Annotated in this window: 14 protein-coding genes and 1 riboswitch; of the genes, 13 read left to right on the top strand and 1 reads right to left on the bottom strand. The window is 32.3% G+C overall.

The window, feature by feature from the left end; all coding sequences use genetic code 11:
• Window positions 1-36 precede the first annotated feature (36 nt).
• Window positions 37-2,343: a CDP-glycerol glycerophosphotransferase family protein gene (locus LQ598_RS02840; protein ID WP_107557181.1), complete on the top strand. Its 2,307-nt coding sequence runs from the start codon at window positions 37-39 to the stop codon at window positions 2,341-2,343.
• A gap of 60 nt (window positions 2,344-2,403) precedes the next feature.
• Here the strand turns inward: LQ598_RS02840 and LQ598_RS02835 are convergent, their stop codons facing one another.
• Window positions 2,404-2,622, bottom strand: coding sequence for a DUF2192 domain-containing protein (locus tag LQ598_RS02835; RefSeq protein ID WP_107537391.1), 219 nt, complete (start codon window positions 2,620-2,622; stop codon window positions 2,404-2,406).
• A 161-nt stretch (window positions 2,623-2,783) separates the two neighbouring features.
• On the opposite strand from LQ598_RS02835, the gene LQ598_RS02830 reads away from it, so the two are divergent.
• From LQ598_RS02830 to mutL, 12 genes are all read left to right on the top strand, one after another.
• Window positions 2,784-3,575, top strand: coding sequence for a TIGR00282 family metallophosphoesterase (locus LQ598_RS02830; protein ID WP_016911588.1), 792 nt, complete (start codon window positions 2,784-2,786; stop codon window positions 3,573-3,575).
• A 105-nt stretch (window positions 3,576-3,680) separates the two neighbouring features.
• Window positions 3,681-5,438, top strand: coding sequence for a 2-oxoacid:acceptor oxidoreductase subunit alpha (locus LQ598_RS02825; protein WP_107537390.1), 1,758 nt, complete (start codon window positions 3,681-3,683; stop codon window positions 5,436-5,438).
• The gene (locus tag LQ598_RS02820; protein ID WP_239745157.1) at window positions 5,439-6,305 is read left to right on the top strand and encodes a 2-oxoacid:ferredoxin oxidoreductase subunit beta; all 867 of its coding nucleotides are present in this window, start codon (window positions 5,439-5,441) and stop codon (window positions 6,303-6,305) included.
• Window positions 6,306-6,379: 74 nt separating this feature from the next.
• Window positions 6,380-6,670, top strand: coding sequence for a thiamine-binding protein (locus LQ598_RS02815; RefSeq protein ID WP_107557180.1), 291 nt, complete (start codon window positions 6,380-6,382; stop codon window positions 6,668-6,670).
• Between the two features lie 144 nt (window positions 6,671-6,814).
• Window positions 6,815-8,539 (top strand): ABC transporter ATP-binding protein, encoded by a 1,725-nt coding sequence (locus tag LQ598_RS02810; RefSeq protein WP_016911584.1) that lies wholly within the window; start codon window positions 6,815-6,817, stop codon window positions 8,537-8,539.
• The gene (locus LQ598_RS02805) at window positions 8,536-10,380 is read left to right on the top strand and encodes an ABC transporter ATP-binding protein (protein ID WP_107536806.1); all 1,845 of its coding nucleotides are present in this window, start codon (window positions 8,536-8,538) and stop codon (window positions 10,378-10,380) included. The genes LQ598_RS02810 and LQ598_RS02805 overlap by 4 nt, the downstream gene beginning before the upstream one ends.
• A 13-nt stretch (window positions 10,381-10,393) precedes the next feature.
• Window positions 10,394-10,900 carry a GNAT family N-acetyltransferase gene (locus tag LQ598_RS02800; protein ID WP_107536805.1) on the top strand — a complete coding sequence of 169 codons (507 nt, stop codon included), beginning with the start codon at window positions 10,394-10,396 and terminating at the stop codon, window positions 10,898-10,900.
• A gap of 148 nt (window positions 10,901-11,048) precedes the next feature.
• Window positions 11,049-12,584, top strand: coding sequence for a tRNA (N6-isopentenyl adenosine(37)-C2)-methylthiotransferase MiaB (gene miaB / locus LQ598_RS02795; protein WP_107593022.1), 1,536 nt, complete (start codon window positions 11,049-11,051; stop codon window positions 12,582-12,584).
• Window positions 12,585-13,016 carry a YlbF/YmcA family competence regulator gene (locus tag LQ598_RS02790; protein WP_016911580.1) on the top strand — a complete coding sequence of 144 codons (432 nt, stop codon included), beginning with the start codon at window positions 12,585-12,587 and terminating at the stop codon, window positions 13,014-13,016.
• Window positions 13,017-13,025: 9 nt separating this feature from the next.
• Window positions 13,026-13,117, top strand: a riboswitch (TPP riboswitch).
• Between the two features lie 65 nt (window positions 13,118-13,182).
• On the top strand, window positions 13,183-13,680 hold the full coding sequence (gene thiW, locus LQ598_RS02785; protein ID WP_016911579.1) for an energy coupling factor transporter S component ThiW: 498 nt from the start codon (window positions 13,183-13,185) through the stop codon (window positions 13,678-13,680).
• 122 nt (window positions 13,681-13,802) lie between these two features.
• Window positions 13,803-16,328, top strand: a complete 2,526-nt coding sequence (gene mutS / locus LQ598_RS02780; protein ID WP_239745156.1) for a DNA mismatch repair protein MutS — start codon at window positions 13,803-13,805, stop codon at window positions 16,326-16,328.
• A gap of 5 nt (window positions 16,329-16,333) precedes the next feature.
• A complete protein-coding gene (mutL, locus tag LQ598_RS02775) occupies window positions 16,334-18,355 on the top strand; it encodes a DNA mismatch repair endonuclease MutL (protein WP_404804827.1) in 2,022 nt (673 codons plus the stop codon).
• The last annotated feature ends 5 nt before the right edge of the window (window positions 18,356-18,360 follow it).

The raw sequence follows: 18,360 nt of genomic DNA, 5'->3' as shown, positions 1-18,360 counted from the left end.
TGCCAATTACAATCGAAAACAAAGGGGTTAGATTGAATGAAGGTTAAAATTTTAGGGTTCAATCTTTTTGCTAAAGGTGGAACATCAAGAAGCAATATTAATTTAATTAAATCGTTTATTAAGTCGAATCATGAGGTGACGTATTATAATTTTAAATCGTTTGATAAAACTGCGAAGTTTAATACGATGATTAATGAACAGTTATTTGATAAGAAGTTGAATTTTGAACAATTTGAAGATGCTAAATGTTTTGGTGATGCTGATTTAGTGATCTTGACGAGAGAAACTTTCTTGTATATAGCGAGAGAAATTAAATCAATAGATCATCGAATTAAGATTGTTGGCGAGATTCACGCGCCGTTAGCTTACATATATGATGGACAAGATTTAGCGTTTGATGCTATAGATGCCTATAGAGTAAGTACAACGGATGTTAAAAATGATTTTATGAAACGTTTTGAAGTCACAAATGTCTTTAATCAATATGTAGATGCAGCACATATTAATGTGAATAGTGAACCTAGTGTAACAAAAAGGAATTTATTAATTAAAGCGCGTTTTGAAGACAATATTAAAGATATATCATATGTTATAAAGTTGATGAATCAAATTGTGAATATGAATGGTCATGATGATATTCAACTCTATATAAAGGGGTATGGTCCGTCTGAAATATTGTATAAAAATTTAATTGATTATTATCATTTAGAAGAGCATGTACATATAAATGAAAGAGAACCGAAAAACTATGTTTATGTTTCTTCTTCACCATATGAAACGTTAGGATATTCTATATTAGAATCAATTGCTGAAGGAAATAAAGCGTTTATATTCGCTGGTGAAGATGGTGTTCTTAAAAAGATTTATCAAGATTATCATGCAGTTGATTTTTTAGAAAAAGATATTCAAGCTGATTGTGAACGTCTGATTACTTTTATTGATGATAAGTATACAAAAGAGCAAAGAGCTGAAGATGTAGCATTAATGAAAGCTACTTTTATAGATAGAGACTATGCATCTGACTTCATTGAATCCGCAAATGCATGTATGGATGGTATTAAAAAAGGGTCAGCTGATCAAATTGTTAATAAAACAAATACAAATAAAAGAACTAAACTTGAACATGGTAGAGATTTGTACGAGCAGTATAAAACGAAGCCTGTGTTAAGAGCATTTTTGAATAATGAAAAAGTGTTTAAATTTGCTAAAAAGAAATATGAAAAAAGGAAAACGAATAAACTGAAACAATTATATGATCAAATAACACCTTCAGATCAAAAAGTGTTTATTGAATCATTTCATGGCAACAATTTCAGTGGAGATCCAAAGTATTTAGCTATTTATATTAAGGAACATTTTCCTGAAAAAGAAGTGTACGTGAGTTCTCGAAATGCTTTAGTGGATATGGAAATTAGAAACTATAAGCTCATTCCTGTAAGGTTTGGCAGTGAAATTTATAATCAAACATTTAGAGCGTGTAAATATGTAATCGTAAATGGTAATACTTTAGATAAAGTGTTTAAACATAAAGACCAAATATTTGTACAAACATGGCACGGTTTCCCACTGAAGAGAATGTTGAATGATTTAGAAGATGAAGTTGAAAGAAATGAACAAGTTCAAGCTTTTAAACCAAGAATGAAAAATTGGGATTATTTACTAACTTCTTCAGCAATAAACACAATGTTACTAGAGTCATCATTTGGTATTAAGGATGAAGAAAATTTAAAGATACTACAACTTGGTGCGCCTAGAAATGAATATTTATTACAAAGTAGTGAAGAAGAAAGTGAGCACATTCGTTCTAAATACTTCTTTACTAAAAGTAAAAATAAGAAATTTATTCTATTCTGTCCAACATGGCGAAAAGGGAATAGAGAAATTTTATCGAAAATTAATTTGATTATTTTACTTGAACAGTTGCCAGAAGAATATGAAATTATCGTGAAATTGCATCCTAATGAATCACATTTAAGAATGACCTATAGTGAGTTAAGTGACCGTGTTCACTGCTTTTACAATGAACTTGTAGATATACAAGAATTATATTTGATTTCAGAAGCTATGATTACAGATTATTCTTCAACAATTTTTGATTTTGCACATTTGAATAAACCGATATTTTTATTACAAGAAGATACGGAAGATTATTCACAACAAATCGGCTTTTATTTTGATATATTTGAACTTGTGAACATTGAAATCGCAAGTAATGATGAAAGAATTTTAGCAAGGCAATTACTAGAAAAGAAAGCAATTGATTATCAAAATATTACAACAAGGTTATTAGAAGCAGACAAGATAGGCACAACAGAAAATATCGTGAACTTTATCATGAAATAATCCAAAACAACATCTCTACAAAGTATTGTAGAGATGTTGTTTTGGATTAATGTTTTATAATTAATTTGTTAAGTTCAATTCTAATTCTAAAGCTTCTTTTAAGATGTTGGATGTTTCTTGTGAGTTAATAGTACAATTGCCATATTTTTCAGCAAGTTTAAATGCTGTTACATATAGCTCTAAGCTGTCTTTCGCGATATCTTCTGCATTTTCATGTACGGACGGATTTGCTTTAACCACTAATTCTGCAAATTTTTCGGGTTCAATTTCAATTCCCATGTTTAAATAAACACTCCTATAATTTTTTGTAACGTTAATTAAACAAAACTGTCTATATAACGCTCATTTTTATTAATACCCCAATAAAAAAATAATAATCATCTCTTTTAAAAATTTTTATTTTGAATTAGAATATAGAGTGTATAGAGAGGATGTCAATATTGAGAATTTTATTTATAGGTGATATTGTTGGAAAATTAGGAAGAGAACAGTTAGAAACATATTTACCGAAAATTAAAGCAAGTTATAAACCGACTTTAACTATTGTGAATGCGGAAAATGCAGCTCACGGTAAAGGATTAACTGAGAAATTATATAAAGAAATATTACGTATGGGTGCTGACTTTTTGACAATGGGAAACCATACATATGGTCAAAGAGAAATTTATGATTTTATCGGTCAAGCTAATAGAATGGTACGACCAGCTAATTTTCCTGAAGAAGCGCCTGGAGTAGGCATGAGAATTATTAAAGTTAACGATAAAGATATTGCGATTATCAATTTACAAGGGCGTTCTTTCATGCCTGCAATAGACTGCCCATTTAAAAAGGCAGACGAATTAATCGAACAAGCATCAAAAGTAACACCATATATATTTGTAGACTTTCACGCTGAAACAACTTCAGAAAAGAATGCAATGGGATGGTATTTGAATGGTAGAGTGAGTGCTATGGTTGGCACGCATACACATATTCAAACTTCAGATGAGCGTGTGTTAAATGGAGGTACAGCATATATCACGGACGTAGGCATGACAGGATACTATGATGGTATTCTAGGTATTAAAAAGGATGAAGTTATAGAACGATTTATAACAAGTTTGCCACAACGTCATAATTTACCAGATGAAGGTAGAAAAGTACTCTCAGGTGTTATTATCGACCTTAATGGAGAAGGTAAAGCTAAAAAAATTCAAAGAATTTTAATTAATGATGATCATCCATTTGAATAGTATCGTCCATTAGACTGATTTTTGCGAAAACCCTTTAAATTCATAGGATTAAAAGGGTTTTTTTGTTATGATATTAATTGAGATATTACATGGGGAGGCCATAAGATGAAATCACAAATTTCATGGAAAGTTGGCGGACAGCAAGGTGAAGGAATTGAATCGACAGGTGAAATTTTTGCAACTGCTATGAACCGTCAAGGATATTATTTATATGGATACCGTCATTTTTCAAGTAGAATTAAAGGCGGCCATACGAACAATAAAATTAGAGTATCGTCAAAGCCAGTTAGAGCTATAAGTGACGATTTAGATATATTAATTGCTTTTGATCAAGAAACGATAGAAGTGAATTATAGTGAAATGCTTGAAGGAAGTATTATAATCGCTGATGAAAAAGCTAAACCACAAAATCCAGAAGACAGTAAAGCGCAATTAGTAAGTCTTCCATTTACAGGCGTGGCTAAAGAATTAGGAACGGCTTTAATGAAAAACATGGTTGCTGTAGGTTCAACATGCGCAGTTATGGATTTAGATACGAAAGTATTTGAATCATTAATTAAAGACTTATTCGGCAAAAAAGGTGAAAGCGTTGTTGATTTAAATATACAAGCTTTAAATGAAGGTTATCGTTTAATGAAAGCTGAAATGAATGACTTACAAAGCAAACATACGTTAGAACCTATCGACTCAGAAGGCCACTTATTTATGATTGGTAACGATGCGATAGGACTAGGTGCAGTTGCTGCAGGTGTTAGGTTTATGGCAGCATATCCAATTACACCAGCATCTGAAATTATGGAATACATGATAGATAATTTACCAGCTCTAGGTGGAGCTGTTATTCAAACTGAAGATGAAATTGCAGCATGTACAATGGCAATTGGTTCCAATTATGCTGGTGTACGTTCGTTTACATCATCAGCAGGACCAGGTTTATCATTGATGATGGAATCTATTGGTTTATCAGGTATGACTGAAACACCACTTGTTATTGTAAATACACAACGAGGCGGACCTTCAACAGGTTTACCAACGAAACAAGAACAATCTGACTTAATGCAGATGATTTATGGTACACATGGGGATATTCCTAAAATTGTATTAGCACCAACAAGTGCAAGTGATGCATTCTACTTAACAGTTGAAGCATTTAATTTAGCTGAAGAATATCAATGCCCAGTAATTTTATTATCAGATTTACAATTATCATTAGGTAAACAAACGGTTGAATCTCTAGATTACGATAAAATTGAAATTCGTCGTGGTGCACTCGTAGAAGATGGCCTAGACTCACAAGAAGATAAAGCTTACTTTAAACGTTATGCTTTAACAGATTCAGGTATTTCACCTCGTGTATTACCTGGAACTAAAGGTGGTATTCATCACGTTACAGGTGTTGAACATAATGAGGAAGGTAAACCTTCTGAAAGTGCTGAAAATAGACAACAACAAATGGATAAACGTATGCGTAAAACGGCTCAATTGTTAATTGATGAGCCAGTTGAATCTAATGAAAAATATGATGAAGCGGATATTCTATATGTAGGCTTTATTTCAACTGCTGGAGCAATTGATGAAGCCATTACTAGATTGGATCATCAAGGCGCTAAAGTAAATCATATTCAAATTAGACAACTGCATCCGTTCCCTTCAGACGTTGTACAAGAAGCGTTCAATAAAGCTAAAAAAGTAGTAGTAGCTGAGCATAATTATCAAGGACAGCTATCTAATATCATAAAAATGAACATTAACCATCAAAATAAGATTATAAACCAAACAAAATATGATGGTACACCATTCTTACCGCATGAAATTGAAGATAAAGCATTAGAAATAGTAAGCAATATGAAGGAGCTGATTTAATTGGCAACATTTAAAGATTTTAGAAATAATGTTAAACCAAACTGGTGTCCAGGTTGTGGAGATTTTTCAGTGCAAGTTGCGATTCAAAAAGCTGCTGCTAACGTGGGGCTTGAACCAGAAGAAGTTGCCATTATTACAGGTATCGGTTGTTCAGGCCGTTTAAGTGGATATGTAAATTCATACGGTGTCCATTCTATACATGGTCGTTCTTTACCATTGGCCCAAGGTGTTAAGATGGCTAATAAAGACTTAACAGTTATAGCTTCTGGTGGAGATGGTGACGGCTTCGCGATTGGTATGGGTCACACAATTCATGCATTAAGAAGAAACATGGATATGACTTATATTGTAATGGATAACCAAATTTACGGTTTAACTAAAGGACAAACATCACCAAGTTCAGCAAAAGGATTTGTTACAAAATCAACTCCAAAAGGTAACATTGAACAAAATGTAGCACCTTTAGAATTAGCTATTTCATCAGGTGCGACTTTTGTTGCACAAAGTTTCTCTAGTGATATTAAAGAACTTACACATATCATTGAAGAAGCCATTAACCATAAAGGATTTTCTTTTGTTAACGTATTCTCACCTTGTGTCACATACAATAAAATTAATACGTATGACTGGTTTAAAGAAAATTTAACAAAACTTGCTGATATAGAAGACTATGATCATTCAAATAAATCTCAAGCTATGCAAACTGTGCTCGAAAAACAATCTATGATTACAGGGATTATTTATCAAGATAAAGAAATGCCTTCATATGAATCACAAATTGAGCAATTTGATGAAGAACCGCTTGTAAAAAAATCATTAAAACTTGAGCAAAATCAATTTGATGAACTTGTTTCTCAATTCAAATAATTATATAATAGTCACACTTTAAGCTCATAGAATTATCTATGGGCTTTTTTTCTAAATAGAAAGGAGCTTTTAAAATGACAAATACGTTGATGAGCATTCAAATTATTCCGGAACATAATGAAACAGATGTTATACCATTAGTAGATGAAGCAATCAATATCATAAATCAATCTGGTATGAAATATGAAGTTCATCCTTTAGAAACAACTATTGAAGGTGATTTAAATTCATGTCTCATTTTAATAGAACAAATAAATGAGCGTATGGTTGAATTAGAATGTGCAAGTATTATTTCTCAAGTAAAGTTTTATCACGTTCCAGAAGGTATAACGATGGAGACTTTAACAGAAAAACATAAATCGTAAGTATATTTTATTAAAATATGTCTTTTTTATTATTTAAAAATAGTATAATGAGTAATATCACAACAATTAATTAAGTAAGATGTTATAAAAAAAGGAGAATGTTATAGAAATATTTCGTTTTAGGAAGTAAAGGGGACGAGCAAAGTGAATACAGTACTTAAGTTTATTAAACCTTATAAAATGCTTTTTATACTCGGTTTAGTATTAATGTTAGTAGAGTTAGCAGTGGAATTAATTCAACCGATCTTTATATCAGAAATTATAGATAATGGTATTTTGAAAAATGATTTGAACCATGTGTATTTGTACTTATTAATAATGCTTGTAACCGGTCTAATAGCATTAGCTTCCGGCGTGTGGAATAGTTTTGTGGCAGGACATGTCAGTCAAGCTTTCGCTTATGACTTGAGGACAGCACAATTTAGCAAGATTCAAACTTTTTCATTAGCAACTTTAGAAAAATTCAAAACTTCTAGTTTAATCACGAGGTTGACGAGCGACGTAAACAATTGTGATCAAGCAGTTTATATGTCTATAAGAATCATGTTAAGAGCGCCTCTTATGATTATTGGTAGTATCATTATGAGTTTTATTGTTGAACCTAGATTAGCAATTTATTTAGTGATAGGTACGCCTATTATTTTTATTATTATATTTTTAATTGCTCGAAAAGGTTCTAAACTATTCACTAAAATCCAAAGAAAATTTGATGAAATGAATAGGTTTTTCCAACAAAATTTAGAAGCTGTTAGATTAATAAAAGCGAGTCAAACTAGCAAGCAAGAAACAAACCAATTTAAAGAAAAAATTCAAGATATTAGACACAATTATACATATGCATTAAGACTTATGGAGCTAATCAATCCTTCATTATTGCTCATTATTAACGGTAGTATACTCGCAGTAATTTGGTTCGGTTCTGATATGGTTAATCAATCTACATTAGAAGTAGGTAAGCTCGTTGCAATATTAAATTATGGTATGAGAATGCAAGGTGGCTTTGGAATGTTGGCTTTTTTAATTATGACATTAAGTAGAATGAAAGCTTCAAGTGAGCGAATTGAAGAAGTGCTGATTACTCAGTCTGACGAGCAAGTAATCAGTAAAACATTCAATCGTACTTCTAATTATGCTTACGGCATTACTTTTAAAGATGTGTCATTTACCTATCCAAATGGGAATAAGCCAGTATTAGAAAATATTACATTTGATGTTAAACCGAAAGAAACGTTTGCGATTATGGGAGCTACTGGTTCAGGTAAGTCGACATTACTAAGTTTAATACCTAAAATGTACAGAGCAACATCTGGAGAAATATTATTAAATCATAAAAATGTAAATGAATGGGAGATTGAATCTTTAAGAGATGCTATAGGTTATGTACCTCAAAAAGCGCTTCTATTCTCAGGAACAATTTATGAGAATTTACAATTTGGAGATCCATCTGCTGAAGTTGAAGCTTTAGAAATGTCATCTGAAAAAGCACAAATTCATCATTCAATTGAGCATTTTGATAATCAATATGATACTTTAATTGGTCAACAAGGTGTGACATTATCAGGTGGTCAAAAACAAAGACTTTCGATTGCTAGAGCACTCGTGAGGAAACCTGGTTTATTAATTTTAGATGATTCGACTTCAGCTTTAGATATTAAGACTGAATCAGCCTTATGGGATGCATTGGAAGATGAAGATACAACAAAATTAATCGTGACGCAAAAGATTTCAACAGCTAAGACAGCCGATCGCATTATGTTATTAGTAAATGGGCGTATAGAAGCAATTGGTACACATGAATCTTTACTAGAAACATCTGACCTTTATAAAGAAATCTCCAATAGTCAAGAAAGTGCGGTGAGTTCATCATGAGTATAAAACAACCTTATGGACATCAACCAGTATTCAAAGCTGAAGATTTTTCGAAAAAGAATCCTAAAAAGAAAAAGAGAGCACGAGATACTAAAGGGACATTGTTAAATATTTGGAATTTAATTGATGAAACACGCATTCAATTGATTATTGTAATCTTTATGATTATTTGTTCGTCTATTTTAAGTTTAATAGGACCGTTTTTAATAGGTCGAATAATTGATACGAAAATTATTCCGAAAGATTTAAGTGGATTGTCAACGTATATTGTAATCTTCCTTATTGTTTACGTATTGTTATCAGTTACATCTTATATAGGCTCTTTTATGATGGTTAGCATTGCACAACGTACTGTGTATTTATTAAGAGATCAACTGTTTAAACATTTTCAAAAGTTACCTGTATCTTATTATGATAAAAAACAACATGGTGAATTGATGAGTCGAATGCAAAATGACATTGAGAATGTTTCACAAGTATTAAATTCATCATTTATACAATTCACGTCTAGTGTCGTGACTTTAATCGGTACACTTTCAATTATGCTGTATTTGAGTCCATTACTTACGCTATTAACGATTATCATTATTCCTATTATGTTTGTAAGTTTAAGGTGGATTACCGCGCGTACAAGTGTATTATATGCTTTAAGACAAAAACAGCTCGGCATTATGAATGGCTATATTGAAGAAATTGTTAACGGACAAACAGTTGTAAAAGCTTTTTCACAAGAAAAATATGTGATGGAAACATTTAATGAAAAAGCGAAAAATGTAAGAGAGTATAGCTTTTGGTCAACAACGATTGGCGGCATGATTCCGAAAGTGATGAACTATTTAAATAATTTAAGTTTTGCAATCGTAGCGGGTGTTGGTGGTATTTTAGCATTAAACAATATTGCTGGCGTGACAGTTGGTGTTATCGTTATTTTTGCAGAATATGCGAGACAGTTTACACGACCGTTATCAGATTTGGCCAATCAATTTAATACGGTATTATCTGCTATAGCTGGTGCTGAACGTGTGTTTGATATTATGAATGAACCAGTTGAAAAAGATGAAGATGATGCAATAGATTACAATGATATAAATGGCAAAATAGAATTTGAAAATGTCGTGTTCAAATATGACAAAGAACAAAAAACAGCAACGATAAAAGACTTGTCATTCAAAATTAATAATGGAGAATCTGTGGCGTTAGTTGGGGCTACAGGAGCTGGAAAGACGACAATCGTTCAACTTATTTTACATTATTATGATGTAAATAGCGGACGTATATTAATAGATGATATTCCTATTAATAAAATGACGCGAAAATCATTAAGACAAGAAATAGGTGTAGTTCTTCAAGATCCATATTTATTCGATGGCACGATAAAAGATAACATTATGTACGGCACGCCAAATGCAACTTATGAAGAAGTCATTGAAGCGGCTAAAAAAGCTAATGCACACGAATTTATTGACGCGCTTGAAAATGGTTACGAAACAGTATTAAAGGGTGAATCTGGATCATTGTCTCAAGGTGAAAGACAACTTGTGTCAATTGCGAGATGCTTATTGCAAGACCCTAAAATTTTATTATTAGATGAAGCGACAAGTAGTATTGATACAGTGACAGAAATAAAAATTCAAGAAGCTTTAGAAACATTAATGGTGGGCAGAACGAGCATTATTATTGCGCATAGATTAAATACTGTTAAAAAAGCAGATTTAGTATTTGTACTAGCTCATGGAGAACTCATCGAATCAGGGACACAACAAGATTTAATAGAACAACAAGGGATTTATTATCATATGCTTAATGCTAGCGATGAGGAGCAAATCAAAGAATTAAATTAGAGAGGATGAGCTTATGGAATATAGAGAAATAGATACAAATATCGAAAGCTTATTTACAGAATATATAAATGAATGGTATGAAAATGACGAAAGCGTTGTACCATGGACTACAGATGTGAAAGAACATGGTGGATTTCAAGAGATGTTAGTTATGCAAAAAGAAGCGATTAATCCAATTGATGAAGATTTTGTAAAAGCTAAAACTTTTGTCTTAATTGTAGAACAAAAAATTGTTGGCGCGGTCAATGTTAGATATGGGCTAAATGATTTTTTGAGGAATAAAGGTGGACATGTGGGCTATGGTGTTAGAAGAAGTCAACGTGGAAAAGGTTATGCAACGAAACTATTAGAATACGCGTTAAAAGAATTACGCGAAGCGTCTGTAGAAAAAGCGTTAGTAACATGTGATGAAAATAATTATGCAAGTGCGCAAGTCATCCTGCATAACAATGGAGTCGAGTCGGACGCTTTTATTTCAGAAGACAATGAAGTGACACGACGATTTTGGATTAATCTATAGTAAAAGACAGAGATATAAGAGAAGAAATACTATGAACGAAAATTTCTCTATTCATGAAAGTGCAAAAATGTTCAAACATTTTTGCACTTTGTGTTGAACTCTAATATAATATATAGGTATAAATATATGGGCAGAAAGGGTTTTGACATTGAATGAAGAGCAAAGAAAACATGGTGCTAATGCGAAGACAGAACCTAATTTAGAAAAGGATTATAGCAAATATTTCGAACATGTCTATCAACCGCCAAACTTAAAGGACGCTAAACAAAGAGGGAAATCTCAAGTTGAATATCATGATGATTTTAAAATAGATGAGCGACATAGAGGAATGGGGAAAGGTCGTAAATTCTATATTAGAACATATGGCTGCCAAATGAATGAACATGATACAGAAGTTATGGCAGGAATATTCCAAGCTTTAGGCTTCGCACCAACAAATTCAGTTGACGATGCAGATGTGATTTTATTGAACACATGTGCGATTAGGGAAAATGCTGAAAATAAAGTTTTTAGCGAAATAGGGAATCTAAAACATCTTAAACAAGAAAGACCAGATTGTTTAATTGGTGTATGTGGTTGTATGTCTCAAGAAGAATCCGTCGTAAATAAAATTCTTAAATCATACCAAAATGTTGATATGATTTTTGGAACACATAATATTCATAGATTGCCAGAAATTTTAGAAGAGGCATATATGTCTAAAGCAATGGTAGTTGAAGTGTGGTCTAAAGAAGGCGACGTTATAGAGAATTTACCTAAAGTCAGAAATGGCAGAATTAAAGCATGGGTAAATATTATGTACGGCTGCGATAAATTCTGTACATACTGTATTGTGCCTTTTACGCGTGGTAAAGAGAGAAGTCGTATGCCAGAAGAAATTATTGCTGAAGTTAGAGATTTAGCACGTCAAGGTTATCAAGAAATTTGTCTATTAGGGCAAAACGTTAATGCATATGGTAAAGATATTGAAGGGCTAGAGTATGGTTTAGGTGATTTATTATATGACATCACTAAAATAGATATACCAAGAGTTCGTTTTACAACAAGTCATCCATGGGATTTCGATGACCGTTTAATTGAGGTGATCGCGAACGGTGGTAACATCGTGCCTCATATACATTTACCTGTTCAATCTGGTAATAATCAAGTGTTGAAAATAATGGGTCGTAAATATACCCGTGAAAGTTATCTTGAGCTTGTTCAAAAAATTAGAGCAGCAATACCAGATGTTGCATTGACAACTGATATCATTGTTGGCTATCCTAATGAGACAGAAGAACAATTTTTAGAAACGATTAAGCTTTACCATGAAGTTGGTTTTGAGCATGCATATACTTACGTTTACTCACCTAGAGAAGGTACACCAGCTGCTAAAATGAAAGATAACGTTCCTGACAAAGAGAAAAAAGAACGTCTTCAAAGATTAAATAAAGTTGTTGGAGAATATGCCGCTAAATCATTGAAACCATACGAAGGACATGAAGTATATGTTTTATGTGAAGGTTCTAGTAAACGAGATGACGCGGTAATGGCTGGGTACACTGAAAAAAATAAATTAGTAAACTTTAAAGCATCCAAAGATGTAATTGGAAAAATCGTAAAAGTTAAAATAATTGAAGCGAAACAATATTCATTGAATGGTGAATTAATAGAGATTGTATCTAAAGAAAAGGTGGTACATTAAATGTATACAAAAGATGATATTCTTGATCAAGCGCGCAAACTGGGCAAAATGATGTCTGAAACAGAAGAAGTGGAATTTTTCAAACGTGCTGAAGCTCAAATACATGAGAATCAAACAGTTAGAGAGAAAATGGCTAGTCTGAAGTCTTTGCAAAAACAAGCTGTTAATTTCCAAAACTACGGGAAAGATAAAGCATTAGCGATGGTCGAAGAAAAAATAAAAAATATTGAAAAAGAATTAGATGAAATGCCTATCGTAAGTGAATTTAAAGAAGCTCAAGTTGAAGTGAATGAACTTTTACAAATGGTATCTCATTCAATTAGTCATACAGTTACGAATGAAATTATTGAATCAACTGGTGGCAATCAATTAACTGGTGAAACAGGTGCTGCTGTGAATAATGCACCTAACACGAGTAGCTGTTCACATTAATAAAGAAAATTTTTGCACACACGGTGTCCTAAGAGGCTGAGATTATACGTGTATATTTGAACCAGATCATGCTGGCGTAAAGATTGTGCAACTAAAGATTATATACACTCATAATCATTAGTCTGCCAATGCGTAGGCTAATGATTTTTTTAGGAGGCAATATAATATGAAGACTAAGTTAATGACTTTAACAGCTATATTAACGACAATCAATGTTGTGTTGAGTACATTTGTAACAATCCCAATTGGACCTATAAAGGCATTACCGATACAACATTTTATCAATGTCATATCAGCTGTTTTTCTAGGGCCTTGGTATGGTTTAGCACAAGCTTTGTTATCATCTTCAATTAGGAATTTACTAGGAATCGGTACGATTTTTGCTTTTCCAGGTAGCATGATTGGTGTATTATTAGCAAGTTTGCTCTATAAATATAGTCGTAAATTATATATGGCTTCCATAGGTGAAGTAATAGGCACTGGCATAATAGGAAGTTTAGTTTGTCTTCCAATTGCCTGGCTACTTGGACTAGGAGAAATGGCATTTTGGCCATTGTTTATCTCATTTTTCACGAGTAGCTTAATTGGCGCGATTGTGAGTTATATGATTTTAACAGCTTTTGAAAAAAGAGGTATACTTAAAAAATTGAAAAACGATATTTAACCATCTAAGCAATGCGTGTTTTAGATGGTTTTTTATTAAATAAATTTCACCATACTCGTTAAATGTTAGAAATTTTGATAAAATAGATAAATCGAAAGTTAAAAAAAGGAACGTGAAAAAAGATGTCTAAACCAACGCCAATGATGGCTCAATATTTAAAAATAAAATCCCAATATCAAGATACATTATTATTTTTCAGATTAGGTGACTTTTATGAAATGTTCTATGACGATGCAGTCGAAGCATCTAGAGTATTGGAAATTACTTTAACAAGAAGAGATGCGAAAAAAGACCCGATTCCAATGTGTGGTGTACCTTATCACTCCGCTTCAGGATATATAGAAAAGTTAATATCTAAAGGATACAAAGTCGCGATTTGTGAACAGATGGAAGATCCAACACAAACTAAAGGCATGGTTCGTAGAGAAGTCGTGCAAGTTATTACACCTGGTACAGTGATGGAACAAAAAGGTATGGACGAAAAAGCGAATAATTATATATTAAGTTTTATTAAAGAAGATGGTGAATTTCATTTAAGTTATTGTGATGTTACGACTGGCGAATTAAAAGTTACTTCATTTGATGATGAAACGACTTTAATGAATGAAATTACAACAATTTATCCTAATGAAATTATTGTGAACAAAATTTTACCTGATAATTTGTACAAACAAATTCAACTTATAACTGAAACAATTACTGTTGTTGATAGTTACGAAGAGCGTGAATATGAAGTTGTTACTGGAACATCTCAATCTCAAAAAAGATCATTGAATTATTTGTTAAATTATATTCATGATAATGGTAAGAGAGAGATGCCACACATAGAAGAAGTTCTTGTGTATAGAGCGCTAGATTACATGAAAATGGACTTTTATGCTAAAAGAAATCTTGAATTAACAGAGAGTATTAGACTTAAATCAAAAAAAGGTACACTTTTATGGTTAATGGATGATACGAAAACACCAATGGGCGCAAGAAGATTAAAACAGTGGATTGATAGACCGTTAATCAAACAACGAGACATTGAACAAAGATTAGATGCGGTTGAACAATTGGTTAATGGCTTTATCGAACGAGACGAGTTAAGAAGTTATTTAAATATGGTTTATGATATAGAACGATTAGTTGGAAGAGTGAGTTATGGCAATGTGAATGCAAAAGACTTAGTCCAATTAAATTATTCGATTAAACAAATTCCATACATTAAAGAAATTATAGAACGTTTAGATTCTCATTCTATCGATCGATTTAAAGCGCTTGAACCACTCAAAGATTTAGAACAGCTATTAGAAGATAGTTTAGTTGAAGATCCACCCTTATCAGTAAAAGAAGGTGGAATATTTAAAAGAGGATATCATGAAACACTTGATCAATATAAAGAAGCATCTACAAACGGTAAACAATGGATTGCAGAATTACAGCTGAAAGAAAGAGAAAGAACAGGTGTAAAATCATTAAAAGTAAGCTTTAATAAAGTGTTTGGCTATTATATTGAAATTACGAAGGCTAATGTAAACAATATAGATACTGATGCACTTGGATATCAACGTAAACAAACGTTATCCAATGCTGAAAGATATATTACGGAAGAACTTAAAGAAAAAGAATCTATTATATTAGGTGCAGAAGATAAAGCGATAGAATTAGAGTATCAATTATTCTTAGAATTAAGACAAGAAGTAAAAGCCTATACTGAAAAATTACAAGCACAAGCTAAATTGTTGTCCGAAATAGACTGCTTACAAAGCTTTGCTGAAATTGCTCAAAAGTATCATTATACGCGACCGATATTTAGTGAAGATAAGACATTATCATTAAAATCATCTCGTCATCCTGTAGTTGAAAGAGTAATGGATCACAATGATTATGTACCAAATGATTGTTATTTGGATAAAGAAGGCTTTATTTATTTAATCACTGGACCTAATATGTCTGGTAAAAGTACATATATGCGACAAATTGCAATAATCAGCATTATGGCACAAATGGGTGCATACGTACCGGCAGATTATGCACAATTACCTATATTTGATCAAATATTTACAAGAATAGGTGCTGCAGATGATTTAGTATCTGGTAAAAGTACATTTATGGTTGAAATGTTAGAAGCGGAGAAAGCGATGGTTGGTGCCACTGAAGATAGCTTGATTATATTCGATGAAATTGGCAGAGGTACATCAACATTTGATGGATTAGCATTGGCGCAATCTATGATTGAATATGTGCATCATCATACGAAAGCAAAAACATTATTTTCAACACACTATCATGAATTAACACATCTGGATGAAACGTTATCCGGATTAAAAAATATTCACGTAGCAGCACAAGAATATCAAGGAGAGCTTATTTTCTTGCATAAAGTTAAAGAAGGCGCAGTTGACCAAAGTTACGGTATACATGTTGCAAAATTAACAGATTTACCGGATGAAATTATTGAGAGAGCGCATGCGATTCTTCAAGAATTAGAATCAAATACGAAAACAGAACGTGAAGTTGAAAAATTTAATCAACCGTCATTCCAATTGTTTGAAGAACAAAGCCCATCAGAAATTGAAAAGAAAATTAAATCGATAGACTTAATGAATATAACACCAATAGAAGCATTAACGAAACTTCAAGAAATACAAAATCAACTTAAATAGAAAGTGTGAGTGCGTTGGGAAAAATTAAAGAACTTGAATTATCTTTAGCCAATAAAATAGCCGCTGGAGAAGTTGTAGAAAGACCTGCTTCTGTCGTCAAAGAATTATTGGAAAATGCTATTGATGCACAAGCAACTCAAATTGACATAACAATTAAAGAATCAGGCATACAATCCATTAGAGTTGTAGATAACGGAACTGGGATTGAAGAAGAAGATATCGATAAAGCATTTGGAAGACATGCAACTAGTAAAATTAATAATGACTATGATTTGTTTCATATACGCACGTTAGGCTTTAGAGGCGAAGCATTAGCGAGTATTTCATCAGTAAGTAGAGTCACAATGAAAACTTGCACAGATGGTATGCTTGGTCATGAAGTGCAGGTTGAAAATGGAGAAATTATTAAACGACAACCTGCAAAAGCTAAAAAAGGTACAGATATCCTTGTGAAAGATTTATTTTATAATACGCCAGCAAGATTAAAGTATGTTAAAAGTCTATATACTGAATTAGGTAAAATAACGGATATTGTCAATAGAATGGCGATGAGTCACCCGAATATTTCGTTTAATCTTGTATCAGATGATAAAAACGTACTTTCAACAAATGGATCTGGTAAAACGAACGAAGTAATGGCTGAAATATATGGTATGAAAATAGCTAAAGACTTAGTAGAAATAAAAGGTGAAACAGACGATTATGTAATGAACGGATTCGTCTGTAAACCTGAACATACGAGAAGTAATAGACATTATATTTCCATTTTTATAAATGGAAGGTATATCAAGAATTTTGTTCTCAATAAAGCAATTATTGAAGGATATCATACACTTTTACCAATTGGACGTTATCCAATTGCCTATATCAATATTGAAATGGATCCTATATTAGTAGACGTGAACGTTCACCCGACTAAACTAGAAGTTAGACTTTCTAAAGAGCAGTTATTGTATGATTTGATTAATAACAAAATTAAAGAAGCGTTTAGAGGTTTGTCTCTTATACCGGATACTTCTTTAGATCAGCACAAGCCTAAAAAGTCACAAAAAGAAATTTTCGAGCAACAGAAATTGGATTTTGAAGCTCGCAAAAAGCAAGAACCTATAAACCCTCTACCTCAAATGAATGAGGATACAGTAGTACCGTCGAATGATATTGATAAACTTACTGAAAACGATACAAAGCAGAAATCGTCCAATAATGTAGGTTCACAGCAATGGCAATTTAAAAATAAAAAAGATCACCATTCTGTTATACAAGAAGATGTTGCTACGCATATAGAAGATGATGATATGCACGCTAACGAAGTGCATACTGAAATAGAAAAAGAGATGAATCACGAATCTAATGATGTCATTGAAAATGAGCCGTTTATAGATTCGGGTGACAGAATCGCCAACTCTAATGATATTGATGTGCAAGAAGCTAAATCAGACACACCACGCGTGCCCTATATGGAAGTTGTTGGACAAGTACATGGAACATATATTATTGCTCAAAATGATACTGGAATGTTTATGATTGACCAACATGCTGCTCAAGAACGTATAAAATATGAATTCTTTAAAGAGAAAATTGGCGAAGTGACAAATGAAACACAAAGCTTATTGTTGCCATTAACTTTTAACTTCTCACGTGATGAACATATGATTATCGAAAAATATCTCCATCCTTTAGAAGAAGCGGGTATATTTTTAGAAACGATTGGACATCATGATTACATGGTTAGTGAATATCCTGTATGGTTACCACATGTCGATGCAGAAGAAATCATAAAAGATATGATAGATTATGTATTAAAACATGAAAAAGTGGATATTAAAAAATTGCGTGAAGACGCAGCTATTATGATGAGTTGTAAAAAATCGATTAAAGCCAATCATTATTTAAGAAATCATGAAATGAGTCACTTAATTGATGAATTAAGAGAGACGACTGATCCATTCACTTGTCCACACGGCAGGCCGATTATTATTGAATTAACGACTTATGAACTAGAGAAATTATTTAAAAGAGTTATGTAGGAGGA

The sequence above is a fragment of the Mammaliicoccus sp. F-M27 genome, from assembly GCF_022387115.1.
In the GTDB taxonomy this organism is placed as follows: domain Bacteria; phylum Bacillota; class Bacilli; order Staphylococcales; family Staphylococcaceae; genus Mammaliicoccus; species Mammaliicoccus vitulinus.
This window is presented reverse-complemented; position numbering and strand designations above follow the sequence as displayed.

Bases quoted from the DNA above. Each gene is read 5' to 3' on its own strand.
- LQ598_RS02840 (WP_107557181.1), top strand. From the start codon at position 37: ATGAAGGTTAAAATTTTAGGGTTCAATCTTTTTGCTAAAGGTGGAACA.
- LQ598_RS02835 (WP_107537391.1), bottom strand. From the start codon at position 2,622: ATGGGAATTGAAATTGAACCCGAAAAATTTGCAGAATTAGTGGTTAAA.
- LQ598_RS02825 (WP_107537390.1), top strand. From the start codon at position 3,681: ATGAAATCACAAATTTCATGGAAAGTTGGCGGACAGCAAGGTGAAGGA.
- LQ598_RS02815 (WP_107557180.1), top strand. From the start codon at position 6,380: ATGACAAATACGTTGATGAGCATTCAAATTATTCCGGAACATAATGAA.
- LQ598_RS02805 (WP_107536806.1), top strand. From the start codon at position 8,536: ATGAGTATAAAACAACCTTATGGACATCAACCAGTATTCAAAGCTGAA.
- LQ598_RS02800 (WP_107536805.1), top strand. From the start codon at position 10,394: ATGGAATATAGAGAAATAGATACAAATATCGAAAGCTTATTTACAGAA.
- LQ598_RS02790 (WP_016911580.1), top strand. From the start codon at position 12,585: ATGTATACAAAAGATGATATTCTTGATCAAGCGCGCAAACTGGGCAAA.
- thiW (WP_016911579.1), top strand. From the start codon at position 13,183: ATGAAGACTAAGTTAATGACTTTAACAGCTATATTAACGACAATCAAT.
- mutS (WP_239745156.1), top strand. From the start codon at position 13,803: ATGTCTAAACCAACGCCAATGATGGCTCAATATTTAAAAATAAAATCC.